The sequence below is a fragment of the Streptomyces sp. NBC_00435 genome, assembly GCF_036014235.1.
GTDB lineage: Bacteria > Actinomycetota > Actinomycetes > Streptomycetales > Streptomycetaceae > Streptomyces.
Window position 1 is genome coordinate 6,924,411 of record NZ_CP107924.1, and the last position, 24,041, is coordinate 6,948,451.

Below are 24,041 nucleotides of genomic sequence, written 5' to 3' on the forward strand. Positions count from 1 at the left end.
CGGTCGGGGCGCCGACCGGTCAGGGCTCCGGGACGGGGCGGCCGGCGTGGAGTTCGAGGGGTCCGGTGGCCGTGCCGCGGGCCCTGAGACACGCCTTGATCTGCCGGCGGAGGGCGGGTTTGACGAAGCGGCGCAGCTCGGCCGCGGGTACCGTCCGCCACTGGAGGAGCTCCGTCGCGGGCAGGCGGATCCGGGCCAGGGCGGCGGAGTCGAGGATGCCGCCGTCGTAGAGGAACCGGACCCGGGCCGGATAGCCGGGCCGGTGCGACCAGTTGACTGCGAGCAGGCGGCCGGGGGCGAGGTCGAGCCCGAGCTCCTCGCGCACCTCGCGGCGGGCGGCCGCGCGCGGGATCTCGCCGAGGTCGCTGTCGATGCCGCCGCCGGGCAGGTGCCAGTGTTCTGGATCGCCGTACGCGGGCTGCACCAGCACTACCCCGCCCGCGGAGTCGGTGAACAGCACGCTCGCCGCCGTGAGGGCCTTGGGGCGGGCGGCCCGGTGGCCGGCGGTGTCGAAGGCGCCGGCGTGTTCCAGTTCCGCCCGGCGCAGGGGGTCGAGTCCGGCCGGGGAGCCGGGCTGGGGGACACCGTCGATCAGGTGCGCGAGGGAGCCGGAGTACAGCGCGGCGAGGGAGGCGCGCAGGCGGGGTGCGGTCCGGGCGGGCAGGGCCCCGTAGGCCTCCTCCGGTGAGAGCCAGCGCGCCTGGGTGATCTCGCCGTCCGGGAAGGAGATCGCGGAGGCCTCCCCGGGCGTGAGCGGGCCTACCAGGTGGACGTGGACGACGAGGGAGCGGCCGAGCGGGCCCGGCGGGCGCGAATCCACGGCGAGCAGCCGTCCCACCGGCACGCTCAGGTCCAGCTCCTCCTTCAGCTCGCGGGCCAGGCCCTCCTCCGGGGTCTCGGTGTCCTCCACGCCCCCGCCCGGGAGCTCCAGCTCCGTCTTGTACGAGGTGGTGAGGACGAGGACCCGCCCGCGCGGGTCCAGCACGATCCCGGTCGCCGCCACCAAGGGGGAGGGGTGGGCGGCGTAGTAGGCGCGGACCGAGTCGGCGTACGGGGGTTGTTCCGGCACGGGGGCTCCTGGAGGTGCGGGGTCGCGGGCGTGCGGGGCTCGGCGGTGAGGGGGATCCGGGTGCGGGTCGTGGGTCGGGGGCGTGGGTCATGGTCATCCGTACCCACTCGGGTGGTGTCCATGGGGTGGACCTGTGGCACTGGTGGCAGGCCAGATGTCAGGGATTGGCTCTCCTGGGCAGGCCAATCCGGTTCCAGACTGGAGGCAGGTTGCCGGGATTGGTCTGGTGCCCCGCGGAAGGAGACACGTATGTCCAGCGAGTTCACCCTCCTCGGCGACCGTGCCGAGCGCACCCTCCAGCAGCGCCGCGAACGCCAGGTCCCGGCCGCGTTCCCCGCCCTCCGCGAGTGGGTCCAGGGGCTGGTCAGGGCAGTGCGGGAGCCGGTCCGACGAGCCGTGTGGTGGTCGGCGCGAGCGGTTCCCTCGGCAGCCTCGCCGCCCTGCGCGCCGGGGCCTGCGAGGCCCGGCTCGGCGGGCGGGAACTGGTCGCCGTAGTGGCCTGGTCACCGCCCGAGGGGGAAGGGATGTTCGCCCGGTTCCCCGACCGGTCGTGGGCCGCGCTGTGGGAGGCGGAGGCGGCCCGGAACCTCGAGCGGGCCTTCGAGGAGGCGTTCGGCGGTGACCCGGAAGGGGTGACGGCCGTACGGCGGTGCGTGCTGCGGGGTGACCCCGGCCGGGCCCTGTGCGAAGTGGCCGGGCGGCCGGACGATCTCCTCGTCGTCGGGGCCAGGCCCGGGCGGCGTTACGGGGGCCGGGTGGGCCGGTGGCTGCGCGGGCACGCGGTGTGCCCGGTGCTGACGGTGCCCGCACCCGCGCTCCCCGGCTCCTGGCTGAGGAGGCTGCGGCGGGCCACGCCGGAGGACTTCGGTGCCGCGGCCGCCGGGGTCAGGCCCGGGCGAGGAGCAGGCCGCCCATCGTGACCATGGTCGCCGCGACGAATCCGTCCAGCACCCGCCAGGCGGAGGGCCGGGCGAACAGGCCGCTGAGCAGCCGGGCACCGTAGCCGAGCGCCCCGAACCAGGTCAGGCTCGCCAGTGCGGCCCCGATGCCGAACGCCCAGCGCAGGTCGCCCCGGTCGGCGGCGAGGGAGCCGACCAGCAGCACGGTGTCGAGGTACACGTGCGGGTTGAGCCAGGTCATGGCCAGGCAGGTCAGTACGGCGCGGCGGGTGGAGACGCCGGCGCGGGCGGTGGCGGGGTCGGTGCCGGCGCCTTCCGCGGTGAGGGCCGCGCCGGGGGCGGGGCGCAGCACCCGGCGGGCGGCGAGGAATCCGTAGCAGATCAGGAAGGCGCCGCCCACGAGGCCGACCAGCGTGAGGGCGGGCGGCCAGGCGGTGACGAACGCGCCCACGCCGGCCACGCCGAGCGCGATGAGGGCCGCGTCCGAGACGGCGCAGATGGCGACCACGGCGAGGACCGAGTGGCGGCGTACGCCTTGGCGCAGGACGAAGGCGTTCTGGGCGCCGATGGCGACGATGAGGGAAAGGCCGGTGCCGAAGCCCGCGAGGCCCGCCGGGATGATGCCGTGTGTCATGTCTTCGACCGTAGGCAGCGGCGGGGTGAGTAGTACAGCTAAAGATTCTTACCTAGCATTAGCCTTTGTGATGGATGAGCTGCCTGCCGACCAGGTCCGGACCCTGCTCGCGGTGATCGACGAAGGCACCTTCGACGCCGCGGCCGCCGCCCTGCACGTGACCCCGTCCGCCATCAGCCAGCGGGTCAAGGCGCTGGAGCAGCGGACCGGGCGGGTGCTGCTGATGCGGACCAAACCGGTGCGGGCGACCGAGTCCGGGGAGGTCGTCGTCCGATTCGCGCGGCAGCTGGCCCGGCTGGAGCGCGACGCACGGGCCGAGCTGGGCATGGCGGAGGGCCTGGGACCGGTGCGGCTGCCGATCGCGGTCAACGCGGACTCGCTCGCGACGTGGTTCCTCCCCGCGCTGACCGGGGTGCCGCAGGACCCGCCGGTCTGCTTCGAACTGCACAGGGAGGACGAGGGGCACGCGACCGAACTGCTGCGGGACGGACGCGTGATGGCCGCGGTGACCTCGCAGCCGGTCGCCGTGGCCGGGTGCACGGTGCGGCGGCTGGGCCTCGCGCGGTACCTGCCGGTGGCGAGCCCGGAGTTCGCGGCCCGGCATCTGCGGGGGGAGACGGAGTGGGACCTCCGGGAGGCGCCCGTCGTCGTCTTCGACCGGCTGGACCTGATCCAGGACGAGTTCGTACGGATGGTGACGGGGCAGGCCGGCGCCCGGGCGTCGGAGGTACGGCACTACGTGCCGACCTCGGAGGGGTTCTGCGACGCGGCGGTCGCCGGACTGGGCTGGGCGATGGTGCCCGAGGCGCAGGCCGGACCGCGGCTGGAGGCGGGGAAGCTGGTGGTGATCGCGCCCGGGCGGTCGCTGGACGTGCCGCTGTACTGGCAGCAGTGGAAGCTGGACTCGCCCGCGCTGGCCACGGTGGCGCGCGCCGTGGCGCGGGCGGCTGAGGGTGCGCTGCGGCAGCCGGCCGGGGCGGGGTAGGACCCGGGCGGGCCGCTCACGGGGGCGTGGCCTGCGGGAACCGATCGTGCAGGGCATAGGCTGCGCGCATGGAGTCCTACACGATCGGCCAGGCGGCGCGGCTGCTCGGCGTCAGCGTGGACACGGCCCGACGGTGGGCCGACGCGCAGCGGTTCCCGACGCGCCGGGAGGGCACGCGGCGGATGGTGGACGGGCCGGACCTGGCCGCGTTCTGCGTGGAGGCCGCGCAGGAGGCCGACGACGGCGACGAGACCCCGTACACCTCGGCGCGCAACGCCTTTCCCGGCATCGTGACCGGTGTGAAGCTGGGCACGGTCGACGCGCAGGTGGAGATCCAGGCCGGACCGCACCGCATCGTGTCGCTGCTGACCCGGGAGGCCGTGGAGGAACTCGGCCTGGAAGTGGGCGCGCGGGCCACGGCCCGGGTGAAGTCGACGAGCGTCTTCATCGACCGCGCCTGAGCCCTGGCGGGGCCGCTGGGCGGGGGCGAGGGACCGGGGCCGCTGGTCCTCAGCGTACGGACGCCTTCAGGTGGTCGGCGGCCTCGCGCGCCGCGTCCAGCGCGCCGGCGCGGGCGGCCTCACGGTCGGTGTCGGCGCGCGTGTAGGTGACGTTGACGACCATGTTGCTCAGCCGGAAGCAGACCTGGGCGGCGACGGGGCGTTCGGGAGCGGAGGAACGGAAGCGGACGAACGCCTGGTCCCCGATGCCGGTGACCTCCGTCGGGGTGGTCTTCTCCCAGCCCAGGGTGTTGGCACGGTCCTCGCGGAGGTCCTCGGCGGCGAGTTCCTCGGTGACGACGAAGGCCCGCAGGAAGACCGAGGCCCGGTTCGGGCCCTCCTCGCGCGGGGCGGACCAGCTGCACGATCCGTCGCCGTCGCGGCCGCCGTAGGAGGTGGGCACCAGCCGGTGGACGGTCTGCGGGGACACCAGCTCGCAGGAGTGCGGCTCGGCGGCGAAGTCGCCCGGATGGGTGCGCTGCCAGTGCTTCCACGCCGCGAGGGCCAGCCCGGCGGCGAGGAGCGGGGCGATCAGGACGAGCGCGATCAGCGTGGCCCGCTCACGCGGGGGGCGGCGCGCGGGTCTGCCGGGGGGTGTGGTCACCGCGGCAGCATAGGGGCCGGATCCGAGGGCTGCACAAACGTTTCCGCAGGCTGAGGCGCAGGCTGACGCGCAGCCTTCGATGAGCCGTCGTCGAGGCCGGCCCGCGCAACGGCGCCGCATGCCGGCACAGCCCGGCGCCGGACCGCGCCCGGCGCGGTGGCACACTGGCCGGTGATCAGCCGAAGGGGAGTACGCCGTTGTCCATGTTCAGGAACCTGCGCCGGGCCGTGAGCCGCGGCTACCGGCGGGCCGTCGACCTCAGCCACCCGGCGCGCTCTCCGCTCGGCAGCGCCGTCGTCAACTGCATCGTCTACCGCGACGGGGTGCGCCAGGACGGCTGCGCCGACGCCGAGGAGGCGCTGCGCAGGGTCCGCAAGACCGGCGACGGCTTCGTCTGGATCGGCCTGCACGAGCCCTCGCAGACCGAGCTCGCCGGGCTCGCCGAGCTGTTCGGCCTGCACCCGCTCGCCGTCGAGGACGCCGTCCACGCGCACCAGCGGCCCAAGATCGAGCGCTACGACGAGACCCTGTTCGCCGTGCTCAAGACCGTGCGGTACGTGGAGCACGAGGAGCTGACCGCGACCAGCGAGGTCGTGGAGACCGGCGAGCTCATGGCCTTCACCGGCGACGACTTCGTCATCACCATCCGCCACGGCGGCCGCGGCACCCTCGGATCGGTCCGTGAGGAGCTGGAGGCCACCCCCGACCACCTGGCCAAGGGGCCGGTCGCCGTCCTGCACGCGATCGCCGATCACGTGGTCGACGAGTACGTGGCCGTCACGGACGCGGTGCAGAACGACATAGACGCCGTCGAGACCATGGTGTTCAGCGAGCACGGCGGCCGCGGCGACGCGGGCCGGATCTACCAGCTCAAGCGCGAACTGCTGGAGCTGCGGCGGGCGGTGGCCCCGCTGGGCCGGCCGCTCCAGCAGCTGAGCACGCTGCCGATACCGGTCATCCCCCCGGAGATGCGCACGTACTTCCGCGACGTCGCCGACCACCTGACCCGCGCCACGGACCAGATCGGCGCGTACGACGCCCTCCTCGACTCCATCCTCCAGGCCCACCTCGCGCAGGTGACCGTCGCCCAGAACGAGGACATGCGCAAGATCACCGCCTGGGCGGCCATCGTCGCCGTCCCGACGATGGTCTGCGGGGTCTACGGCATGAACTTCGACAACATGCCCGAACTGCACTGGACCTACGGGTATCCCGTGGTGGTCGGGGTCATGGCCGTCGCCTGCTTCGTCATCCACCGCGGGTTCAGGCGCAACGGCTGGCTCTGACCACCGGTCCCGTCACGGCGCCACCGTGCGACGGAAATTCCAGTGGGGCCGGGCGCCGACGCCGGATAGGGTCCGCGTGTTGGCGCGGCCGTACGGTGGGCACGGGAACGGGCAGGTCGGACATGGGACAGACGAAGGCGACGACGGCGAGCGCGGCTACGACGCGGACCGCGGCGAAAACGCGGACCGCGGCGACGTCGGTGGCGACGGTGGAGCTGGTCGGGGAGCGGGTGCGGCTGGAGCCACTGGACCTCCACCACCACGACGGTCTGTGCGAGGCGATCCGCGACGGGAGCCTGTGGGAGCTCGCGGTGACGACGGTCCCGCACCCGGACGAGGCCCGGGGCTTCATAGAGGACGCCGTCGCGGCGCGCGCCGAGGGCACGCAGATCCCGTACGCGACGGTGGACGCGGCGACGGGGCGGATCCTCGGGTCGACCCGGCTGATGGTGATCAACACCGCGAACCGGCGGCTGGAGATCGGCTGGACCTTCCTCGCCGAGTCCTGGCAGCGGACTGGCGCGAACACGGAGGCCAAGCTGCTGATGCTGACGTACGCCTTCGAGACGATGGGGATGAACCGGGTCGAGCTGCTCACGGACGTGCGGAACACGAAGTCGCGGGCGGCGATCACCCGCCTCGGCGCGACCCAGGAGGGCGTACTGCGCCACCACATGGTCATGCGGGACGGCTGGATCCGCGACACGGCCGTGTACAGCATCACCCGCCCGGAATGGCCGGACGCGAAGCGCGGCCTCGAGGCCCGCCTGGCGGGTCGCTCCGCGGGCTGAACGGGGCCGGCCCGGAGCGCGGTCAGCGTTCCGCGCGGGTCAGGAAGTGGGTGGGGGCGTCCTCGTACGTGGCCAGGCGCCAGCCCGCCGCTTCGAGGGCCGGGCGGAGGTTCGGTTCGGCCAGCGGGTCCTGTGGACTGACGGCGCGGCCGTGGCGGGCGGCGCGTTCCGCGCGGCCCGAGGGATGGAAGAGCAGGAGCTCTCCGCCGGGGGCGGTGACCCGGGCCCACTCGCGCAGGGCGGTGCCGGGATGCGGCAGGTGGTCCAGGAGGCCCGCGGCGAAGATGCCGTGGACGGCGCCGGCCGGGAACGGGAGCCGCCCGCAGTCGGCGAGCAGCAGCCGTCCCGGCCCGCCGTGGCCCGCACGGGCGGCGGCCGCGAGCATGGCGTGCGTGAGGTCGACGCCGATCACGGTTCCGGCGGCTCCGACCAGGCTCCGTAGCGCGGGCAGGGCGCGCCCGCTGCCGCAGCCCAGATCGAGCGCGCGCTGTCCGGGCCGCAGCCGCATCCGGGCGACGGCGGTCTCGTACGCGGGGGTCTGGTAGGCGAACCGCTCCTCCCAGGCGGCGGCCCGGGGCGTGAAGAAGGCCCGGGTGGCGGTGGTCTCGGCCCGCCCGGCCACCAGCTCGGCGAAGCGGCGCAGCAGTTCGCGGTCGGCCTCGGCGGGTACGGGCAGCCCCCACGCACTGGCGCCGACGCGGAATCCGTGCGGCGCGGCGCCCCCGCCGAGCAGCGGATCGGTGGCTCCGCCGCAGGTGCCGCCGGTGCCGGCCGCCTCCGCGAGCAGCCGCGCTCCGTCGCCGAGCGCGAGTACGGGCACCTCGGCGGCCAGCGCGGGCCCGACGAGGGGGAGCGCGGCGGGGGTGGCGGTGGGGGAGAGGATCACCGCGTCGATCCCGGTGAGGGTGGCCGGCAGCGGGTCGTCGGCGTCGGGCCGGCACAGGCGGATCAGCAGACCGGCCGCCTCGATGGCGTCGGTGGGTGCTTCTCCGATCACGAGGACGGCCATCGGCGCCTCCATTTCTTGCGCATGCCTCCGCACCCGATCCCGCGCGTGCACCTGCATGTGAGCGTCCAGCGGCCGAAAGGGACCGCATATGCGTAAGCATGCCTCTCTTCTCCTCTCATATGCCAGAGCGTGGTGCGTCGAATGCGGCCAGGTCGAACGGGGCCTTCCGGGGTCTTGAGGTGGCGGGGCGTCTGGTAGTAAAGTTTCCTAACGAAGTCGCCCGAGCATCAACTCCCTTATGGAGGTACCGTGTTCACCCCCCACCGCAAGCGACTGGCCGTCAGCGCCCTGTTGGGTACTGCCCTTCTCGCCGTCCCCGTCACCGCGCACGCGACCGCCGCCCCCGCCGTGGCACCGGCGACCGCGCAGGTGTCGGCGGCCGCCGTCGGACTCGACGATCCGGTGAAGAAGGACATCGCCATGCAGATCGTCTCCAGCGCCGAGAACTCCTCGCTGAACTGGAAGGCGCAGTACAAGTACATCGAGGACATAGACGACGGCCGCGGCTACACGGGCGGCATCATCGGCTTCTGTTCCGGTACCCACGACATGCTCGAACTCGTCCAGTACTACACGGACATCAAGCCGGGCAACGTGCTCGCCAAGTACCTCCCCGCCCTGAAAAAGGTCGACGGCAGCGATTCGCACTCCGGCCTCGACCCCAACTTCACCAAGGACTGGGTGAAGGCCGCCTCGGACGCCGACTTCAAGAAGGCCCAGGACCACGAGCGCGACCGCGTGTACTTCAACCCGGCAGTGAATCAGGGCAAGTCCGACGGGGTCGGCGTGCTCGGGCAGTTCATCTACTACGACGCCATCGTCATGCACGGCGACGGCGGCGACTCGACCAGCTTCCGCAACATCCGCAAGCGCGCCCTCTCCAAGGCCAAGCCCCCGGCCCAGGGCGGCAACGAGACCACCTGGCTCAACGCCTTCCTCGACGCCCGCGTCTGGGCGATGAAGCAGGAAGAGGCGCACAGCGACACCAGCCGCGTCGACACGGCGCAGCGGGTGTGGGTCAAGAAGGGCAACCTCAACCTCAACACCCCCCTGGACTGGAAGGTTTACGGGGACTCGTTCCACATCGGCTGACGACTCCGAGGAGCGTGGGGCGGCGGTCCGGGACGAACTCCCCTGACGTTCCGGGCCGCCGCCCGCCGCGGGCAGTTGCCGCCCGCCGCCGCAGCCACCACCCCACCGGCACGGCCGCGCCCGCCAGCCCGTACGCCACCGGGACCGTCGCCCCGCCGAACGCGCGGACCGAGACGTACGCGGCCGCCCCCGCGAGCGCCACCCCCAGCCACTCCGCGCGGCCGTCCAGCGCCACCAGGGCGACCAGCAGCAGCGCGTACCAGGAGTACCCCGGAGTCATCAGCAGGAACGCCGTACCCGTCACCAGCAGGGCCGCGCTCCAGGGGTGTCGCGGATCCCCGCGCCGCCAGACGTACGCCACCACCGCCAGCATCCCGGCCGCGACGGCGGGCACCGACCAGGAGTCGGGGAGCAGCAGGCGCAGCAGCGCGTAGCGGCCGCCCGCGCCCGGGTCCTCGTACCCCTCCTCCTGCGCGTAGCCGCCCAGGTACCCGAAGACCGACCCGCGCGAGACGAGCACGTACGGCAGGTACGCCAGCCCCGTCACCGCGGCCGCCGGTACCAGCAGCGCCGCCGCGTCCCGCCACCGCCGTACGCCGGCCAGCGCGCCCGGAAGCAGCACGGCGGGCAGCAGCTTCGCCGCGACCGCCAGCCCGAACAGGGCCCCGCCGAGCGGCCGTCGGCGTACCACGGCGCCCAGCGCCGCCACCGACAGCAGCACGCCGAGGACGTCGACGTGCGCGTTGTTCACCGCCTCCACCGCCACCGCCGGACACCAGGCCCAGTACGCGACCGTACGGAGCCCCGCGCCCCGACGCCGCTGGACCAGCAGCAGCGCCCCCGTGACGGCGAGCGCCAGCAGCGCCCCGCCGGTCTGCAGGCCCTTGTGGCGCACGCCGGGCGGGGACAGGGCGTGGACCAGCCCGAACCAGCCCTCGGCGACGGGCGGGTAGACGGTGTGCACGGCCGGCCGGTTGATCCGCGTGCAGACCCCCGGCCCGATCCCCACCCGGTCCGGACGGGCGCAGTCGGCCCCGCCGCGCGGGAACAGCCAGTCGTCGCGCAGGGCGCTCAGCGCCGGATCGGCGGGGGCGTGGTCGTACGGGGAGATCCCGGCGGCCTGCACCCGCCCGTCCCAGGCGTAGCGGAAGGAGTCGGTACTGGTCAGCGGCGGCCCGGCCAGCCCCGCCGCGCAGCAGGCCACCGCACCCGCCAGCACGAGCGGGACCACGTACCGCCCCGGAACCCGCCGCAGCGACCAGACGGCCGCGCCGAACAGCGCCCAGGCGGCCGCGTACCACCACGTGAGCCGCGCGGGATCGGCGAAGTAGCCCTCCTCGCGGACCGCCGGCACGAGGACGGCGGTGAGCGCGGCGAGCAGCAGCAGGGTGAGGCAGACCCGGGCGCGGGCGCGGGTGGGGACACGGGCTTCGGCGCGGGCATGTACACGGGCATGGAGGCGGGCTGCGGCGCGGGCGTGGTTCATGCGGGCAGCCTGGCAGCGCGGGCCGCCGCCGGCCGGGCGGCCGGGCCCGGCGTCCGCGTTTCGTAAGGTGTCGGGCGCCCCGCGCGGGGCCCGCCGGCGCTCTGATGGAGGGCATGACTCCCCCTGCGCCTCCCTCCGCACCGACGACGCCTCCCCCGCCCCCGCCGTCCGGGCCCACCCCGCGGGAGTCCGCCCCCGGCCGCCGGTTCACGCTCCGGCCGCCCTCCTTCACCGGCCGGCTCCACGACGCCCGCACCGCCACCGCCATCGGCCGCTGGCTCGGCGCGGCCTTCACCGTCTGCTTCGTGACCGGCCTGATCAGCCACTACCTCCAGCACCCGCCCGGCTGGGCCGCGGACCTGCTGCCCAGCCGCCCGGTCTGGGGGTACCGGCTCAGCCAGGGCCTGCACATCGCCGCCGGGCTCTCCGCGATCGTGCTGCTCCTGGCGAAGCTGTGGACGGTCTACCCGCGGCTCTTCGGGTGGCCGCCGGTGCGCGGGGTACGGCACGCGCTGGAGCGACTGTCGGTCGCGGTGCTCGTGGCCTCCGCCGTCCTCGAGGTCTTCACCGGGCTCCTCAACATCGCCGAGTGGTACCCGTGGCCGTTCGGCTTCATCCAGACGCACTTCGCCCTCGGCTGGGTGGTCACCGGCTCGCTGCTCCTGCACATCGCCGTCAAAGCACCCGAGATCAGGGCCCATTGGAGCAGTCGTTCACCCGGCACGCGCCAACTTCCCGCCCAGGACGGCCCGGACCGGCGCTCGCTGATGCGCGGGGTCGGCGCCGCCGTCGGAGCCGTCACCCTCACCACGGCCGGGCAGTCCTTCACCCCGCTGGCCCGCCTGGACCTGCTCGCACCCCGCCACCCCGACCGCGGACCGCAAGGACTCCCGGTCAACCGGACGGCCGCGGCCGCCGGGATCACGGAGCGGGCGGTGCGGGACTGGCGGCTCGAGGTGCGGGGCCCCACCCCGTACACGCTGACGCTCGATCAACTCCGGGCCCTGCCAAGGGCGCGGGCAAGGCTGCCGATCGCCTGCGTGGAGGGCTGGAGCGTGGAGGCGCGCTGGAGCGGCGTCCGGATCCGCGACCTGATGGCGCGGGCCGGCGCCCCGCCCGGAGCGGGACTGCGGGTCACGTCGCTGGAGGCGGAAGGCGCGTACCGCGTGACGGAGATGGGCCGCGAGTACGCCGGGGATCCCCTGACGCTGCTCGCGCTGGAACTGAACGGACAGGTCCTGACCGCCGACCACGGGTACCCGGCGCGCGTCGTCGCGCCGAACCGGCCCGGAGTCCTGCAGACCAAATGGGTCACCCTGCTGGAGGTGCTGTGAAGGGCGTGCGGGGGGTACTGGGCTGCGCCGGGCTGCTGTTGATCGCGACCGGCGGACGGCTGCTGTGGGGGCTGCCCGATCCGTTCGGCGTCCTGGTGTGGCTGGGCGGCGCGCTCGTGCTGCACGACGGGGTCCTCGCGCCGCTCGTCCTGGCCGCCGGACTCGCGGTCGCCGCCGGGCCCGCGCGGGGCGTCGTACGGGGAGCCCTGCTGACGGCGGGCGCGCTCGTCCTGGTCACCCTGCCCCTGCTGCTGCGGCCGGGGACGCCGCCGAACCCGTCGGCGCTGCCGCTGCCCTACGGCCGGAACCTGGCCGCCGTACTCGTCGCGGTGGCGGTGGCCGCCGGGGCGGTGGCCCTGGCCGGCCGGTGGCGGCGGCAGCGGCAGCGGAGGCCGGGGCGTCCGGAGTCACGCTGAGGGGTGCGGGGGTCCTACGCGGCCCCCGTAAGGCGGGTCAGTACGGCGAAGGAGCGGTCCGCCACCGTCCAGTGGGCGGCGGGGTTCCAGCCCACGGCCGTCGCGTAGCGGGTCAGGGCGGCCGGACCGACCCGGGCCCAGGGGAACGGCGCACCGAGACCGCCGCGCCCGTCGGCCACCCGGACCTCGCAGTGCTCGTCCACATCGGCCTCGGCGTGCGCGCACTCCACGATCAGCGAACCGGTCGCCGCCAGCACCTCGGCCATCCGCCGCAGCAGCGCGGCCGGGTCGCCGCCGATGCCGATGTTGCCGTCGATCAGCAGCGCCGTTCCCCAACGCCCCTCACCCGGAAGGGAGTCGAAGACCGAGCGGTGCAACGCGGCGCCGCCCGAGCGGGCCGTCCGGGCCACCGCCTCCGGGCTGACGTCGATGCCCAGGGACACGTGCCCCCGGGCGGCGAGCGCGGACACCAGCCGGCCGGGGCCGCAGCCGATGTCCAGGACGCTGCCCCGGCAGCGCCGCAGCACCGTCAGGTCGGCGCCGTCCGGAGCCTCGCACCAGCGCTCCACGTCCAGCGGGAGCAGCCAGCCGTCGCCCCGCCGCAGGTAGAGCGGACCCCGGCCGGTGCGCAGGGCGACCGTGTACGGGTCGGCGGACCAGGCGGTGACCGGCCCGGCCGCTGCCGGTACCGTGCCGGCCGGCCGGGCCGCCCCGGGCACCGCGCCGGCCGGCAGGGGGGAGTCGGCCGTGCCCGGCCCGGGGGAGGTGAGCGTGGTCATCGGGGGACCGGCCGGGTGATCTCCGCCAGCCGCGCGGCGAAGGCGCCCGCCGGGGCCCCGGCGGCGACCGCGCGGGCGTCCTCGGCGGTGTCCACGTCACGCAGGACAGGGAGGCCGCCGGTCCGGAGTCCCGCCGCGCGCAGGCGTTCGTACTGGACCGCGCCCGTCTCGGGGACCGACATCGGTACCCCGCGCAGCAGCGCGGGGGCCGGTACGGCCAGCCCGAGCGCCCAGAACCCGCCGTCGGCGGCCGGTCCGAACCAGGCCTCGTGCGCCGACCAGTCGACCTCCAGCAGCTCCGGGGTGACCTGCGGGGTGTCCATGCCGATCAGCAGCGCGGGCCCCGTACAGGCCCCGAACGCGGCGGCGAGCCGCAGGTCCAGGGTCCCGGCGCACTGCGGGACCACCTCGAAGCCGGGCGGCAGCCACGGGCCCGGCCGGCCCTCCAGGACCAGGACCCGGCGCGCCGCCGGGGCCGCGGCCACGGCGGCGAGGGTGTCGGCGAGCGCGGCCTCGGCCAGCCCGGCGGCCTCGGCCGGTGTGAAGGGCGGAGTGAGCCGCGTCTTGACCCGGCCGGGGACCGGTTCCTTCGCGATCACGAGCAGTGTGGTTCCCGTCATCGGACACCTCCGGCGGGGGCGCCCGCGCCGGACCGGCCCGCGCCCCGCCCGGCGGGTTCCGCGATGCCGGACCGGTCAGCGGCCCCGCCGGCGGGTTCCGCCAGGACCCGGCTCATGTCGCGCACCGCCTGCCACGTGCCCCGCCAGGTGCCCGTCACCTTCGACTTCCCCGACCGCGGCAGGTACGGCACGTCCACCTCCCGGATCCGCCAGCCCGCGTCCGCCGCCCGGACCACCATCTGCAGGGGGTAGCCGGAGCGCCGGTCGGACAGGTCCAGCCCGAGCAGGTCCTCCCGGCGCGCGGCCCGCATCGGGCCCAGGTCGCGCAGCCGCAGTCCGGTCCGCCGGCGCAGCAGCCGGGCCAGCGCCAGGTTCCCGGCCCGCGCGTGCGCCGGCCAGGCGCCGGGGCCCCGCGGGCGGCGGCGGCCGAGCACCAGATCGGCCTGGCCGGAGGCGACGGCGGCCACGAAACCGGCCAGCAGTCCCGGATCCAGGGAGGCGTCGCAGTCGCAGAAGCAGACCACGTCCGCCTCGGCTGCGAGCAGCCCGGCGTGGCAGGCGGCGCCGAAACCGCGCCGGGACTCGGTCACCACGGTGGCTCCGAGCGCCCGCGCGAGCTCGGCGGAACCGTCGGTGGAGCCGTTGTCCACCACCAGGGCCCGCCAGCCGGCCGGGATGCGCGCGAGGACCCAGGGCAGGGCACCGGCCTCGTTCAGACAGGGAAGTACGACGTCTACCGTCACGGTTTCGCTCACCGGTTCACCGTATGAACGGGGCCCCCGCGAAAGGGCCTCCGACTCCTTACGAAACGCGGACGTCGCCCCGCGCGGAGGCGTCCGCCGGTCCCGCGCCGCTCCCGCGGGTGGGAGGGTGGACGGCATGAGCGGCACGAGCGGCATGAGCGGTACGGAAGCGGCACCCGCACGGATCCTGGTCGTCGACGACGACCCGACGGTGGCGGAGGTCGTCACCGGCTACCTGCGGCGCGCAGGCTACGCCGTGGAGACGGCGGCCGACGGCCCGGCGGCGCTCGCCCGTGCCGGGCTGGTCCGGCCGGACCTGGTCGTACTGGACCTCATGCTGCCGGGTCTGGACGGGCTGGAGGTGTGCCGCAGGCTCCGCGCCACCGGCCCGGTACCCGTGATCATGCTGACGGCGCGCGGCGACGAGGACGACCGGATCGCGGGACTGGAGCTGGGCGCCGACGACTACGTCACGAAGCCGTTCAGCCCCCGCGAACTGGTCCTGCGGGTCACCTCCGTGCTGCGGCGCGGCGCGGCGGGTGCCGGAGCGGGGGGCGGCGTACGGCAGGGCCGCCTCGAGGGCGCCGGGATCACGCTGGACCCGGCCACTCACCGGGCCTCGAAGGACGGCCGTGAACTGGCGCTCACCGTACGCGAGTTCGACCTACTCGCCCATTTCCTGAGGCACCCCGGGCAGGCGCACGGGCGGGAGGAGCTGATGCGCGAGGTGTGGGGCTGGGACTTCGGGGACCTGTCCACGGTGACCGTGCACGTACGGCGCCTGCGCGCCAAGGTCGAGGAGGACCCCGGGCAGCCGCGGCTGATCCAGACGGTGTGGGGCGTCGGCTACCGCTTCGAGGCCGGCGCGGGCGAGGTGTCCGCGGCATGAAGGACATCGTGCTCATCGCACTGTTCGCGTTCGGCGGGGCCGTGTGCGCGGGAGCACTCGGCGCGGTCGTGCTGAGGCTGGTGCGGCACCGGTCCGTGGCGGTGTCCCTGGCGGTGATCGCCGCCGTGGCGGTCGCCGCCATGCTGGCCGGGACGCTCGCGGTGGCCCGGGCGATGTTCCTCTCCCCGCACGACCTCGGGGTGGTCACCCTCGTCGTGGCGATGGCGGCGGTGGTCTCGCTGGCCACCGCACTGCTCCTGGGACGGTGGGTGGTGGCTCGGAGCCGGGAACTGTTTCTGGCCGCACGGGACTTCGGCGACGGGGGCAGCTTCGCGGCGCCCACGGGGCTGGCGACGGCCGAACTCGCCGCACTGTCGCGGGAGTTGGCTGCGACGAGCGAGAAGTTGACGGCGTCCCGGGAGCGGGAGCGGGCGCTGGAGAAGTCACGGCGGGAACTGGTGGCCTGGATCTCGCACGATCTGCGGACCCCACTGGCGGGGTTGCGGGCGATGTCCGAGGCGCTGGAGGACGGCATGGCCGCGGATCCGGGGCGCTACCACCGGCAGATCCGGACGGAGGTGGACCGGCTGAATTCCATGGTCGGGGACCTGTTCGAACTGTCCCGCATCCACGCGGGCGCGCTGGCGCTGAGCCCGAGCCGGATGTCCGTGTACGACCTGGTGGGCGACGCGCTGTCAGGGGTGGACCCGCTGGCGCGGGAGCACCGGGTGCGGCTGGTGGGCGACGAGGTGGACCGGGTGCCGGTGGAGGTGGACGGCAAGGAGATGACGCGGGTGCTGGCGAACCTGCTGGTCAACGCGATCCGGCACACCCCGGCGGACGGGACGGTGGCGATCGCGGCCGTGCGGCGGGAGGGCGCGGTGGTGGTGTCCGTGACGGACGGCTGCGGGGGCATCCCGGCGGAGGACCTGCCGAGGGTCTTCGACACGGGCTGGCGGGGCACGTCGGCGCGGACGCCGGTCCCCTCGGCCGGGGCGGGCCTCGGGCTGGCGATCGTGCGCGGCATCGTGGAGGCGCATGCCGGGCACGCGGTGGTGCGGAACGTGCCGGGGGGATGCCGGTTCGAGGTGACGCTGCCGGTGCCGGCCTGAGGCGATGGCCCCGTGCGGGCCCGCTGTCGGGGGCCAGCCCCCCCCGGACCCCGTGCGGGCCCGCTGCCGGGGGCCAGCCCCCGGACCCCCGGCGCCTCAATCGCCGGCGGAGCTGAAGCGGCCCGGTGGAGCTCAGACCGCCTCGCGTTGGGGAGCGTGGGCGAACTCCGTCATGCCCGAGGCGAAGTCGGTCCGGGGGTGCCAGCCCAGGTCCGTGCGCAGGCGGTGGGAGTCGGCCGTGATGTGGCGGACGTCGCCGAGGCGGTACTCGCCGGTGATCACCGGGAGTGGGCCGCCGTGGGCCGTGGCGAGGGCGGTGGCCATCTCGCCGACCGTGTGGGGGGCGCCGCTGCCGGTGTTGTACGGCGTGCACGCGCCGGACGGCGTCGACGCCTCCAGGGCCAGGGCGTTGGCCTCCGCGACGTCCCGGACGTGGACGAAGTCCCGCCGCTGGCCGCCGTCCTCGTACACCCGGGGCGCCTCGCCCCTGGCCAGCGAGGAGCGGAAGAAGGAGGCCACCCCCGCGTACGGGGTGTCGCGCGGCATCCCCGGGCCGTACACGTTGTGGTAGCGCAGCGCCACCGCCCGGCTGTTCACGCACCGCGCCCACGATGCCGCCAGGTGCTCCTGCGCCAGCTTCGTCGTCGCGTACACGTTGCGCGGATCCGTCGGCGCGTCCTCCGCCACCAGCCCCGGCGCCAGCTCCGATCCGCAGCCGGGGCAGTGCGGTTCGAAGCGGCCGGCGGCCAGGTCCTGGACCCGGCGCGGGCCCGGGCGGACGACCCCGTGGCGCGGGCATTCGTAGCGACCCTCCCCGTAGACCACCATCGAGCCCGCCAGGACGAGGTCCCGGACCCCCGAGTCCGCCATCGCGGCGAGCAGTACGGCCGTGCCGAGGTCGTTGTGGGACACGTACGCCGGGGCGTCCGCGAAGTCCTTGCCGAGGCCGACCATCGCGGCCTGGTGGCAGACGGAGTCCATCCCGCGCAGGGCGGCCCGGACGGCATCGGGGTCCCGTACGTCGGCCCGGACGAACTCGGCGCCGTACGCCGGGGGGACGAGGTCCAGGACGACCGGATCGTGGCCGCGAAGACGCAGAGTGGTAACGATGTGGGAGCCGATGAACCCGGATCCTCCGGTGACGAGTACGCGCATGGCGGGGACGCTACGGACCGTTGGGGGCGGACGGGGGGTCCCACGCCCCGCCGTAAGACTTCCGTCAGCTCATTTCGTCACAGTGGGTGACCCGTTCGGGCCGGTGCGTCCCAAGTGGCGCCCGGTACTGGTGTGTTTAGGGCCCCGAGCGATGAAAAGTAACCCTTTTGGTGCCTTGCTCAGTGGCTTGACCTCGGCGTAAGCGGGGCATAAGTTCTGCCCCGGCTTGCTTCATCAGGACGGGCCGCGAACAGGTCTCTTGGGGGGACTCATGCACTACTACACCGATGTTCTGAAGAAGTACGTCGACTTCTCCGGCCGCGCCCGCCGCCAGGAGTACTGGATGTTCTTCCTCTTCAACCTGGCCGCGCTGATCATCGTCGCCATCATCGACAACGTCATCGGCACGTACCCGCTGCTCTACGGCATCTACGCGCTGGCCGTGTTCCTTCCGGGCCTGGGTCTCGGCGTCCGCCGCCTGCACGACACGGGCAAGTCGGGCTGGTGGCTGCTCATCGCCTTCGTCCCGCTCGTCGGTGGCATCTGGCTGATCGTCCTCATGGCGACCGAGGGCCAGCCGAACCCGAACCAGTACGGCCCGAGCCCCAAGGCGATCCACGCCTGAGCAGGTCCGTGACCGGTAGTGCCGAAGCGCCGCCCCTGGCTGGAACCAGCCGGTGGCGGCGCTTTCGCCGTTCCCGGAACCCCGCGTCCCGCACCCCGGCGCCGTCCCGCGCTCCTGTCACTGAACGTGACACGCGTCTCCCCCCGGCTTGCGCGGGGGGCTGTCCGGACCGACCCGATCACGAGATATCTTGATGTCGAGCAATGTTGCAGACGAGAGACGCAGACTGTGGAGCGGAGCATCCGGTGACTGACTCGACCATCATCTACACGCACACTGACGAGGCCCCGGCCCTCGCGACGTATTCGTTCCTGCCTGTGGTCCAGGCATACGCGTCGACGGCCGGTGTGAATGTCGAGACCCGTGACATCTCCCTGGCAGGCCGCATCATCGCCAGCTTCCCCGAGTACCTGGAAGAGGGCCAGCGGATCGCGGACGCCCTCGCCGAGCTCGGCGAGCTGGCGAAGACGCCCGAGGCCAACATCATCAAGCTGCCCAACGTCTCGGCGTCGATCCCGCAGCTCAAGGCCGCGGTCGCCGAGCTCCAGGCCCAGGGCTACGCGCTTCCGGACTACCCGGACGACCCGAAGAGCGACGAGGAGCGCGAGAACCGCGCCCGTTACGACAAGATCAAGGGCAGCGCCGTCAACCCGGTCCTGCGCGAGGGCAACTCCGACCGCCGTGCCCCCGCCTCGGTCAAGAACTACGCCAAGGCGCACCCGCACCGCATGGGCGCCTGGACCCCCGAGTCGAAGACGAACGTCGCCACCATGGGCGAGAACGACTTCCGCTCCACCGAGAAGTCCGCCGTGATCGCCGAGGCCGGCACGCTCCGCATCGAGCACGTCGCCGCCGACGGCGCCGTCACCGTGCTGCGCGACTCCGTACCGGTACTCGCCGGTGAGGTCGTGGACGCGTCCGTCCTGCACGTCGACGCGCTGCGCACCTTCCTGAACGACCAGATCGAGCGCGCCAAGGCCGAGGGCGTCCTGTTCTCCGTGCACCTCAAGGCCACGATGATGAAGGTCTCCGACCCGATCATCTTCGGCCACGTGGTCCGCGCCTTCTTCCCGAAGACCTTCGCCCGCTACGGCGAGACCCTGGCCGCCGCCGGCCTGTCCCCGAACGACGGCCTCGGCACCATCCTGAACGGCCTGGGCGCGCTGCCCGACGCCGACGCGATCAAGGCCTCCTTCGACGCCGAGATCGCCGAGGGCCCGGCCCTGGCGATGGTCGACTCGGACAAGGGCATCACCAACCTGCACGTCCCGTCCGACGTCATCGTCGACGCCTCGATGCCGGCCATGATCCGCACCTCCGGCCACATGTGGGGCCCGGACGGCGCCGAGGCCGACACCCTCGCCGTCCTGCCGGACAGCAGCTACGCCGGCGTCTACCAGGTCGTCGTCGACGACTGCCGCGCGCACGGCGCGTACGACCCGTCCACGATGGGTTCGGTGCCGAACGTCGGCCTCATGGCCCAGAAGGCCGAGGAGTACGGCAGCCACGACAAGACCTTCGAGCTGGCCACCGCCGGTACCGTCCGCCTGGTCGACGCCTCGGGCGCCACCGTCCTGGAGCAGGAGGTCGCCGCCGGCGACATCTTCCGCGCCTGCCAGACCAAGGACGCGCCGGTCCAGGACTGGGTCAAGCTCGCCGTCACCCGTGCCCGCGCCACCGGCGTCCCGGCCGTCTTCTGGCTCGACGAGGGCCGCGCGCACGACGCGCAGCTGATCGCCAAGGTCAAGACGTACCTCGCCGACCACGACACCGAGGGTCTGACCATCAAGATCCTCTCGCCGGTCGAGGCCACCGCGTACTCCCTGGAGCGCATCCGCCGCGGCGAGGACACCATCTCGGTGACCGGCAACGTGCTGCGCGACTACCTGACCGACCTCTTCCCGATCCTGGAGCTGGGCACCAGCGCCAAGATGCTGTCGGTCGTCCCGCTGATGAATGGCGGCGGCCTCTTCGAGACCGGCGCCGGCGGCTCCGCGCCGAAGCACGTGCAGCAGCTCGTCAAGGAGAACTACCTGCGCTGGGACTCGCTCGGCGAGTTCCTCGCGCTGGCCGTCTCCTTCGAGCACCTCGCCACCACCACCGGCAACGCCCGCGCGCAGGTGCTGGCCGACACCCTGGACCGCGCGACCGGCACCTTCCTGAACGAGGACAAGTCGCCGAGCCGCAAGCTGGGCGGTATCGACAACCGCGGCAGCCACTTCTACCTCGCGCTGTACTGGGCGCAGGAGCTGTCGCGCCAGACCGACGACCCGAAGCTGGCCGCCGCGTTCGACCCGCTCGCCAAGTCGCTGGCCGAGTCGGAGGAGAAGATCGTCGGCGAGCTCATCGCCGTCCAGGGCTCCCCGGCCGACATCGGCGGCTACTACCAGCCGGACGCCGCCAAGGCCTCGGCGATCATGCGGCCGTCCGCGACGCTGAACCAGGCGCTCGAGCTCCTCGGCTGAGTTCCACCGCTGCCGGGCCGCACCGCTGAGGCGCGCCCCGGCTGAGCTCCACCGCTCCACGGGTCCGCCCCGGTCGGCAGTCGCCGGCCGGGGCGGAGTCGTTCCCGGAGTCGGCCGGGGCGGAAACCCGGTTGTGGACACCGCCTCGCGGGGGTTACCAAGGGCGCATGATTCAAGGGAGAACGGCCGGGCTGCGCGCCCGGCACGCCGACGACGTAGCCGTGCTCCACGCCGAGCTGTACGAGGACGTGGCGACACGCTCGCGCGCGGACAGCCGGCCGTGGCGGCCGCTGACCGCCGACCACTCCCCGTACGCGCCCGCGGGTCCGGCCGATGACGTGGCGTTCTTCTCGGTGGTCGAGCTGGCCTCGGCCGAGCTCGCGGGCGAGGCCGTGCTGTGGGGCATCGACGCCCACAACCGCTCCGCCCACCTCGGGATCTCGCTGCGGCCCGGCAGCCGCGGCCGCGGTCTCGGCGCGGACACCGTCCACCTGCTGTGCCGGTACGGGTTCACCGTGCGCGGGCTGAACCGGCTGCAGGTGGAGACCCTGGCAGACAACGCCGCGATGATCGGCGCCGCCGAGCGGGAGGGGTTCCGGATCGAAGGCACCCTGCGGCGCTCCGCGTGGGTCACCGGGGCCTTCGTTGACGAAGTGATCCTGGGACTGCCGGTCGAGGAGTGGCGGGGCGCGTAGCCACCGCCGGGCGGTCAGAGCCGGTGCACCCGCTCCGGGGCGAAGGGGAGCGGGTGGCGCCCGGCGGCCAGGATCCGCAGCCCGGGGGCCACGGAGAGCAAGTCGCGCAGCCAGCCCAGGGTTTCCGCCGCCAGGTGGTCGCAGCCGTCGAGGACGAGCAGCATGTCGCGCTCCGCGAGCCACGACGCCGCGTCCGGGGTCCCGTGCGGCAGGAAGGGCATGCCCGGTACGCAGCCCAGCGCGGCGGTGAGATCACGGACCCCGAAACGGTGGTCCATGGCGACCACGGCCACCCCGTCGCAGAAGTTGGACGCGAGCCGTTGCCCGATCTCCCGCACCAGCAGGCTCCGCGGCTCCCGGAACCGTCCGGTCACGGTCAGCACCCTGCCCCGCCGCACGGTGGTGAGCAGGCGGGACAGCTCGGCGGACGTCGCCGGAAGCGTACCGGCGCCCATGGAATCCCTCATCGGCACGATGCCCCCCATGCATGCGTGACCATACGCGGCAAGAGGGTTGTTTCGAGCCGCATGGAGACGATTATGCGCCAGTTTCATGGGATGGCTAGGGGAATTTCCTATTCCGGTGAATGGCCCGTGGCGCCCGATCATCGCAGCGGTTGTACAGGTGACATTCCTATGTCAACCACCTGTCCACGAGGCTGCGAAGAGGTGTCGTCGAGGTGTGCGTCCGGGGGGCCGGTCGTCCCGCCACGGGCTGAGTTCCCGAAGTCGGTGTGATGTACGTACCGGGTCCCGTCACACTGGAACGGTTGTCCGGGGGGCGGGAATGGGCTGTACTGCTGTGAAGCAGGATGCGGGGGCATATGCGGGGAGGGACCAAGATGAGTACGGACCAGCGGCGGGCTGGGCGGGGTGCGAGACGCGCGTCGCACCGGCGCCGTCCGGTTTTCCGGGGCCGCAGGCCCCTGCTGGCCATCCTCCTGTCCGCCTTCTTCCTGGTCGGTGTCTGCGCCGCGACCGGAATCGCCTGGGACCCCCTCAGGGGCGCCGGCCGTCCGTACGCCTCGAGGCCGGTGTTCGACGACGCCCTCGTGCCCGGTGACCCTCGTAACGGCGACGCGCCCGCCACCACCGGCCCGAGTGCCTCGTCGTCCGCCGGCGCGAGCCCGGGGGCGACGGCCTCCGCCAAGCGCACCCCGCAGTCCGGTACGGACAGCGGGGTGCGACCCGCCGGGGCCCTGCCCTTCGATCTGCCGCAGCAGTCCGCCCTGCGTTCCGGGGCCGCCGGCAAGAAGCTGGTCTTCGCCCACTACTTCACGCCCTACCCGCTCTCCCTCGACAACGCGAAGGCCGACTCCGACTACTACACCCGCAACTACCTGAACCCGGAGGGCGAGAACGGCAAGCACGAGCGGTACGGCGGCCTGCTGCGCGACCGGCCGCTGCCCGTCGAGCCCAAGAGCGGCAACTGGGAGCTCGCCAACCTCCAGCAGGAGGTGCGCACGGCCCGCGCCGCCGGCATCGACGGATTCACCCTCGACATGCTCTCCCTCTCGGGGAAGAACTGGGAGCGCTCGAAGCTCCTGATGGAGGCCGCCCGTTCGGTGGACCCGGCCTTCAAGGTGATGCTGATGCCGGACATGACCTCGCTGGGGACCGGCGACCCGCGCGTACTCGCCCGCGCTCTGGCCGACCTCGCCGCGGCCCCGGCCGCACACCGCCTGTCCGACGGTCGGCTGGTCGTCTCGCCCTTCAAGGCGGAGGCCAAGAGCGTCGCCTGGTGGACCCAGGTCATGGACGTGCTGAAGTCCGAGCACGGCATCCGCACCGCCTTCGTCCCGCTCTTCCTCGACTTCGGCGCGCACAGCGGCGAATTCGCGCCCATCAGTTACGGGTACTCCGAGTGGGGCAGCCGGAGCTACGTCGGCCAGGAGAGCTCGACGCGCGACGTGCGCCGGGCCCACGACGCGGGCAAGATCTGGATGCAGCCCGTGTCGGTCCAGGACGCCCGCCCCAACCAGGGCATCTACGACGAGGCCGGCAACACCGCGACCCTGCGCGCCACCTGGACCCGGGCCATCGACGACGGGGCCGACTGGGTCCAGCTCACCACCTGGAACGACTACAGCGAGGGCAGCCAGTTCGCCCCGTCGCAGCACAACGGCTACTCCTACCTCGATCTGTCCTCGTACTACCTCACCAAGTTCAAGACGGGCAGCTGGCCGAAGATCGTCCGGGACACGCTGTACCTGACCGCGCGCACCCAGTTCGCCTCCGCCGACCCGAGCGGCAGCCAGTCGCTGGTCATGTCGCTCCGCAAGGGCAGCGCCGCGGCCCGCGACAAGGTGGAGGTGCTGAGCTTCCTGTCCGCGCCCGCGAGCATCCGTACGGCCGTCGGGACGGCCGCGGACGCGCACGACGCCCCGGCCGGGGTGCACTCCGAGCTGCTGCCGCTGAAGACGGGGCGGAGCTCGGCGACCGTGGCGCGCGGCGGCAGTACCGGGGCGCGGGTGGAGCTGGGCTACCCGGTGGACCGCGCGGTGGAGGTCCAGGACCTCCAGTACTACGCGGCCACCAGCGGCCGCCGTTAGGCGGGCGAGCGGCCGCGCAGGGTCCGCGCAGGGCCGCCGGGGGGCGTAAGACTCAGGACCTTCGTCACCCCATATGTAGTGGTGGCTCGACCGGGACATATCCATATGTAGTGTTGGTCCTGCCGGTTCGGCGGGGCTCCGCTCCTCCGTGCGCATGTTCGCGCACGTCCACCCCGACCGAGGCAACAGGGAACCCGGTGGGAATCCGGGACTGCCCCGCAACGGTGAGTCCGCTCCGGCGGACGAGTCCGACACCTGCCGGCACGTGATCCATCTTCCGTGCCGAGCCTCGTGGGAGGGCT

24 protein-coding genes and 1 riboswitch are annotated in these 24,041 nt (G+C 73.6%); of the genes, 14 read left to right on the plus strand and 10 right to left on the minus strand.

The annotated features are described in order from the left end of the window. Nucleotides 1-19: 19 nt before the first annotated feature. Nucleotides 20-1,069, minus strand: coding sequence for an NUDIX hydrolase (locus OG389_RS31265; RefSeq protein ID WP_328301888.1), 1,050 nt, complete (start codon nucleotides 1,067-1,069; stop codon nucleotides 20-22). Between the two features lie 401 nt (nucleotides 1,070-1,470). Between OG389_RS31265 and OG389_RS31270 the strand changes: the two genes are divergently transcribed. Further along, a complete protein-coding gene (locus tag OG389_RS31270) occupies nucleotides 1,471-1,989 on the plus strand; it encodes a universal stress protein (protein ID WP_328301890.1) in 519 nt (172 codons plus the stop codon). Here OG389_RS31270 and OG389_RS31275 read toward each other — a convergent pair. Next, entirely contained in the window at nucleotides 1,955-2,602 is a 648-nt protein-coding gene (locus OG389_RS31275; protein WP_328301892.1) for a LysE/ArgO family amino acid transporter, read from the minus strand. The two genes, OG389_RS31270 and OG389_RS31275, sit on opposite strands and share 35 nt — an antisense overlap. A gap of 70 nt (nucleotides 2,603-2,672) precedes the next feature. On the opposite strand from OG389_RS31275, the gene OG389_RS31280 reads away from it, so the two are divergent. Both OG389_RS31280 and OG389_RS31285 read left to right on the plus strand, forming a co-directional pair. After that, nucleotides 2,673-3,587: a LysR family transcriptional regulator ArgP gene (locus OG389_RS31280; RefSeq protein ID WP_328301894.1), complete on the plus strand. Its 915-nt coding sequence runs from the start codon at nucleotides 2,673-2,675 to the stop codon at nucleotides 3,585-3,587. A gap of 68 nt (nucleotides 3,588-3,655) precedes the next feature. Further along, entirely contained in the window at nucleotides 3,656-4,048 is a 393-nt protein-coding gene (locus OG389_RS31285) for a TOBE domain-containing protein (RefSeq protein WP_328301896.1), read from the plus strand. Between the two features lie 49 nt (nucleotides 4,049-4,097). Here OG389_RS31285 and OG389_RS31290 read toward each other — a convergent pair whose 3' ends face one another. Next, nucleotides 4,098-4,691 carry a hypothetical protein gene (locus OG389_RS31290; RefSeq protein WP_328301898.1) on the minus strand — a complete coding sequence of 198 codons (594 nt, stop codon included), beginning with the start codon at nucleotides 4,689-4,691 and terminating at the stop codon, nucleotides 4,098-4,100. Nucleotides 4,692-4,894: 203 nt separating this feature from the next. On the opposite strand from OG389_RS31290, the gene corA reads away from it, so the two are divergent. Beyond that, on the plus strand, nucleotides 4,895-5,977 hold the full coding sequence (corA, locus tag OG389_RS31295) for a magnesium/cobalt transporter CorA (protein WP_328301900.1): 1,083 nt from the start codon (nucleotides 4,895-4,897) through the stop codon (nucleotides 5,975-5,977). A gap of 122 nt (nucleotides 5,978-6,099) precedes the next feature. Next, nucleotides 6,100-6,768 (plus strand): GNAT family N-acetyltransferase, encoded by a 669-nt coding sequence (locus OG389_RS31300; protein ID WP_328301902.1) that lies wholly within the window; start codon nucleotides 6,100-6,102, stop codon nucleotides 6,766-6,768. A gap of 22 nt (nucleotides 6,769-6,790) precedes the next feature. Here OG389_RS31300 and OG389_RS31305 read toward each other — a convergent pair whose 3' ends face one another. After that, the gene (locus OG389_RS31305) at nucleotides 6,791-7,777 is read right to left on the minus strand and encodes a class I SAM-dependent methyltransferase (RefSeq protein WP_328301903.1); all 987 of its coding nucleotides are present in this window, start codon (nucleotides 7,775-7,777) and stop codon (nucleotides 6,791-6,793) included. A gap of 249 nt (nucleotides 7,778-8,026) precedes the next feature. Here OG389_RS31305 and OG389_RS31310 point away from each other — a divergent pair, with 249 nt between their 5' ends. Next, the gene (locus OG389_RS31310) at nucleotides 8,027-8,869 is read left to right on the plus strand and encodes a chitosanase (RefSeq protein ID WP_443059371.1); all 843 of its coding nucleotides are present in this window, start codon (nucleotides 8,027-8,029) and stop codon (nucleotides 8,867-8,869) included. Here the strand turns inward: OG389_RS31310 and OG389_RS31315 are convergent. Further along, on the minus strand, nucleotides 8,817-10,355 hold the full coding sequence (locus tag OG389_RS31315; protein ID WP_328301904.1) for a glycosyltransferase family 87 protein: 1,539 nt from the start codon (nucleotides 10,353-10,355) through the stop codon (nucleotides 8,817-8,819). The genes OG389_RS31310 and OG389_RS31315 overlap by 53 nt on opposite strands. 113 nt (nucleotides 10,356-10,468) lie before the next feature. On the opposite strand from OG389_RS31315, the gene OG389_RS31320 reads away from it, so the two are divergent. Together OG389_RS31320 and OG389_RS31325 are read left to right on the plus strand one after the other, a co-directional pair. Continuing rightward, nucleotides 10,469-11,689: a molybdopterin-dependent oxidoreductase gene (locus tag OG389_RS31320; RefSeq protein ID WP_328301906.1), complete on the plus strand. Its 1,221-nt coding sequence runs from the start codon at nucleotides 10,469-10,471 to the stop codon at nucleotides 11,687-11,689. Next, nucleotides 11,686-12,105 carry a hypothetical protein gene (locus OG389_RS31325; RefSeq protein WP_328301908.1) on the plus strand — a complete coding sequence of 140 codons (420 nt, stop codon included), beginning with the start codon at nucleotides 11,686-11,688 and terminating at the stop codon, nucleotides 12,103-12,105. The genes OG389_RS31320 and OG389_RS31325 overlap by 4 nt, the downstream gene beginning before the upstream one ends. A 14-nt stretch (nucleotides 12,106-12,119) precedes the next feature. Here the strand turns inward: OG389_RS31325 and OG389_RS31330 are convergent, their stop codons facing one another. From OG389_RS31330 to OG389_RS31340, 3 genes are read right to left on the minus strand one after another with little or no spacing between them, the layout of a single operon-like run. Next, nucleotides 12,120-12,884 carry a class I SAM-dependent methyltransferase gene (locus OG389_RS31330; RefSeq protein WP_328301910.1) on the minus strand — a complete coding sequence of 255 codons (765 nt, stop codon included), beginning with the start codon at nucleotides 12,882-12,884 and terminating at the stop codon, nucleotides 12,120-12,122. Next, nucleotides 12,881-13,504, minus strand: coding sequence for a TIGR04282 family arsenosugar biosynthesis glycosyltransferase (locus OG389_RS31335; protein WP_328301912.1), 624 nt, complete (start codon nucleotides 13,502-13,504; stop codon nucleotides 12,881-12,883). Before OG389_RS31335 ends, OG389_RS31330 begins: the two co-directional genes overlap by 4 nt. Beyond that, the gene (locus OG389_RS31340; RefSeq protein WP_328301914.1) at nucleotides 13,501-14,259 is read right to left on the minus strand and encodes a glycosyltransferase family 2 protein; all 759 of its coding nucleotides are present in this window, start codon (nucleotides 14,257-14,259) and stop codon (nucleotides 13,501-13,503) included. The genes OG389_RS31335 and OG389_RS31340 overlap by 4 nt, the downstream gene beginning before the upstream one ends. A 124-nt stretch (nucleotides 14,260-14,383) precedes the next feature. On the opposite strand from OG389_RS31340, the gene OG389_RS31345 reads away from it, so the two are divergent. Beyond that, nucleotides 14,384-15,136, plus strand: a complete 753-nt coding sequence (locus OG389_RS31345; protein WP_328301916.1) for a response regulator transcription factor — start codon at nucleotides 14,384-14,386, stop codon at nucleotides 15,134-15,136. Next, a complete protein-coding gene (locus tag OG389_RS31350) occupies nucleotides 15,133-16,248 on the plus strand; it encodes a sensor histidine kinase (protein WP_328301918.1) in 1,116 nt (371 codons plus the stop codon). The genes OG389_RS31345 and OG389_RS31350 overlap by 4 nt, the downstream gene beginning before the upstream one ends. A 132-nt stretch (nucleotides 16,249-16,380) precedes the next feature. Here OG389_RS31350 and OG389_RS31355 read toward each other — a convergent pair whose 3' ends face one another. Further along, nucleotides 16,381-17,403, minus strand: coding sequence for an NAD-dependent epimerase/dehydratase family protein (locus tag OG389_RS31355; RefSeq protein ID WP_328301920.1), 1,023 nt, complete (start codon nucleotides 17,401-17,403; stop codon nucleotides 16,381-16,383). A gap of 271 nt (nucleotides 17,404-17,674) precedes the next feature. On the opposite strand from OG389_RS31355, the gene OG389_RS31360 reads away from it, so the two are divergent. The 3 genes from OG389_RS31360 (at nucleotide 17,675) to OG389_RS31370 (ending at nucleotide 21,188) form a co-directional block, all read left to right on the plus strand. Continuing rightward, entirely contained in the window at nucleotides 17,675-18,028 is a 354-nt protein-coding gene (locus OG389_RS31360; protein ID WP_328301922.1) for a DUF805 domain-containing protein, read from the plus strand. A gap of 245 nt (nucleotides 18,029-18,273) precedes the next feature. After that, nucleotides 18,274-20,493 carry an NADP-dependent isocitrate dehydrogenase gene (locus tag OG389_RS31365; protein ID WP_328301924.1) on the plus strand — a complete coding sequence of 740 codons (2,220 nt, stop codon included), beginning with the start codon at nucleotides 18,274-18,276 and terminating at the stop codon, nucleotides 20,491-20,493. A gap of 167 nt (nucleotides 20,494-20,660) precedes the next feature. Further along, nucleotides 20,661-21,188, plus strand: a complete 528-nt coding sequence (locus OG389_RS31370) for a GNAT family N-acetyltransferase (protein WP_328301926.1) — start codon at nucleotides 20,661-20,663, stop codon at nucleotides 21,186-21,188. Nucleotides 21,189-21,202: 14 nt separating this feature from the next. On the opposite strand, the gene OG389_RS31375 is transcribed toward OG389_RS31370, so the two are convergent. Continuing rightward, nucleotides 21,203-21,673, minus strand: a complete 471-nt coding sequence (locus OG389_RS31375) for a hypothetical protein (RefSeq protein WP_328301928.1) — start codon at nucleotides 21,671-21,673, stop codon at nucleotides 21,203-21,205. A 356-nt stretch (nucleotides 21,674-22,029) separates the two neighbouring features. On the opposite strand from OG389_RS31375, the gene OG389_RS31380 reads away from it, so the two are divergent. Next, on the plus strand, nucleotides 22,030-23,739 hold the full coding sequence (locus OG389_RS31380; RefSeq protein ID WP_328301930.1) for a glycoside hydrolase family 71 protein: 1,710 nt from the start codon (nucleotides 22,030-22,032) through the stop codon (nucleotides 23,737-23,739). Between the two features lie 137 nt (nucleotides 23,740-23,876). Further along, nucleotides 23,877-24,016, plus strand: a riboswitch (cobalamin riboswitch). Nucleotides 24,017-24,041 lie beyond the last annotated feature (25 nt).

What these genes read in the sequence shown, in the direction of transcription:
- OG389_RS31275 (WP_328301892.1), bottom strand. Translation starts at nt 2,602, where the DNA reads ATGACACACGGCATCATCCCGGCGGGCCTCGCGGGCTTCGGCACCGGC.
- OG389_RS31280 (WP_328301894.1), top strand. Translation starts at nt 2,673, where the DNA reads ATGGATGAGCTGCCTGCCGACCAGGTCCGGACCCTGCTCGCGGTGATC.
- OG389_RS31285 (WP_328301896.1), top strand. Translation starts at nt 3,656, where the DNA reads ATGGAGTCCTACACGATCGGCCAGGCGGCGCGGCTGCTCGGCGTCAGC.
- corA (WP_328301900.1), top strand. Translation starts at nt 4,895, where the DNA reads ATGTTCAGGAACCTGCGCCGGGCCGTGAGCCGCGGCTACCGGCGGGCC.
- OG389_RS31300 (WP_328301902.1), top strand. Translation starts at nt 6,100, where the DNA reads ATGGGACAGACGAAGGCGACGACGGCGAGCGCGGCTACGACGCGGACC.
- OG389_RS31305 (WP_328301903.1), bottom strand. Translation starts at nt 7,777, where the DNA reads ATGGCCGTCCTCGTGATCGGAGAAGCACCCACCGACGCCATCGAGGCG.
- OG389_RS31315 (WP_328301904.1), bottom strand. Translation starts at nt 10,355, where the DNA reads ATGAACCACGCCCGCGCCGCAGCCCGCCTCCATGCCCGTGTACATGCC.
- OG389_RS31320 (WP_328301906.1), top strand. Translation starts at nt 10,469, where the DNA reads ATGACTCCCCCTGCGCCTCCCTCCGCACCGACGACGCCTCCCCCGCCC.
- OG389_RS31330 (WP_328301910.1), bottom strand. Translation starts at nt 12,884, where the DNA reads ATGACCACGCTCACCTCCCCCGGGCCGGGCACGGCCGACTCCCCCCTG.
- OG389_RS31335 (WP_328301912.1), bottom strand. Translation starts at nt 13,504, where the DNA reads ATGACGGGAACCACACTGCTCGTGATCGCGAAGGAACCGGTCCCCGGC.
- OG389_RS31345 (WP_328301916.1), top strand. Translation starts at nt 14,384, where the DNA reads ATGAGCGGCACGAGCGGCATGAGCGGTACGGAAGCGGCACCCGCACGG.
- OG389_RS31350 (WP_328301918.1), top strand. Translation starts at nt 15,133, where the DNA reads ATGAAGGACATCGTGCTCATCGCACTGTTCGCGTTCGGCGGGGCCGTG.
- OG389_RS31355 (WP_328301920.1), bottom strand. Translation starts at nt 17,403, where the DNA reads ATGCGCGTACTCGTCACCGGAGGATCCGGGTTCATCGGCTCCCACATC.
- OG389_RS31360 (WP_328301922.1), top strand. Translation starts at nt 17,675, where the DNA reads ATGCACTACTACACCGATGTTCTGAAGAAGTACGTCGACTTCTCCGGC.
- OG389_RS31370 (WP_328301926.1), top strand. Translation starts at nt 20,661, where the DNA reads ATGATTCAAGGGAGAACGGCCGGGCTGCGCGCCCGGCACGCCGACGAC.
- OG389_RS31375 (WP_328301928.1), bottom strand. Translation starts at nt 21,673, where the DNA reads ATGGGGGGCATCGTGCCGATGAGGGATTCCATGGGCGCCGGTACGCTT.
- OG389_RS31380 (WP_328301930.1), top strand. Translation starts at nt 22,030, where the DNA reads ATGAGTACGGACCAGCGGCGGGCTGGGCGGGGTGCGAGACGCGCGTCG.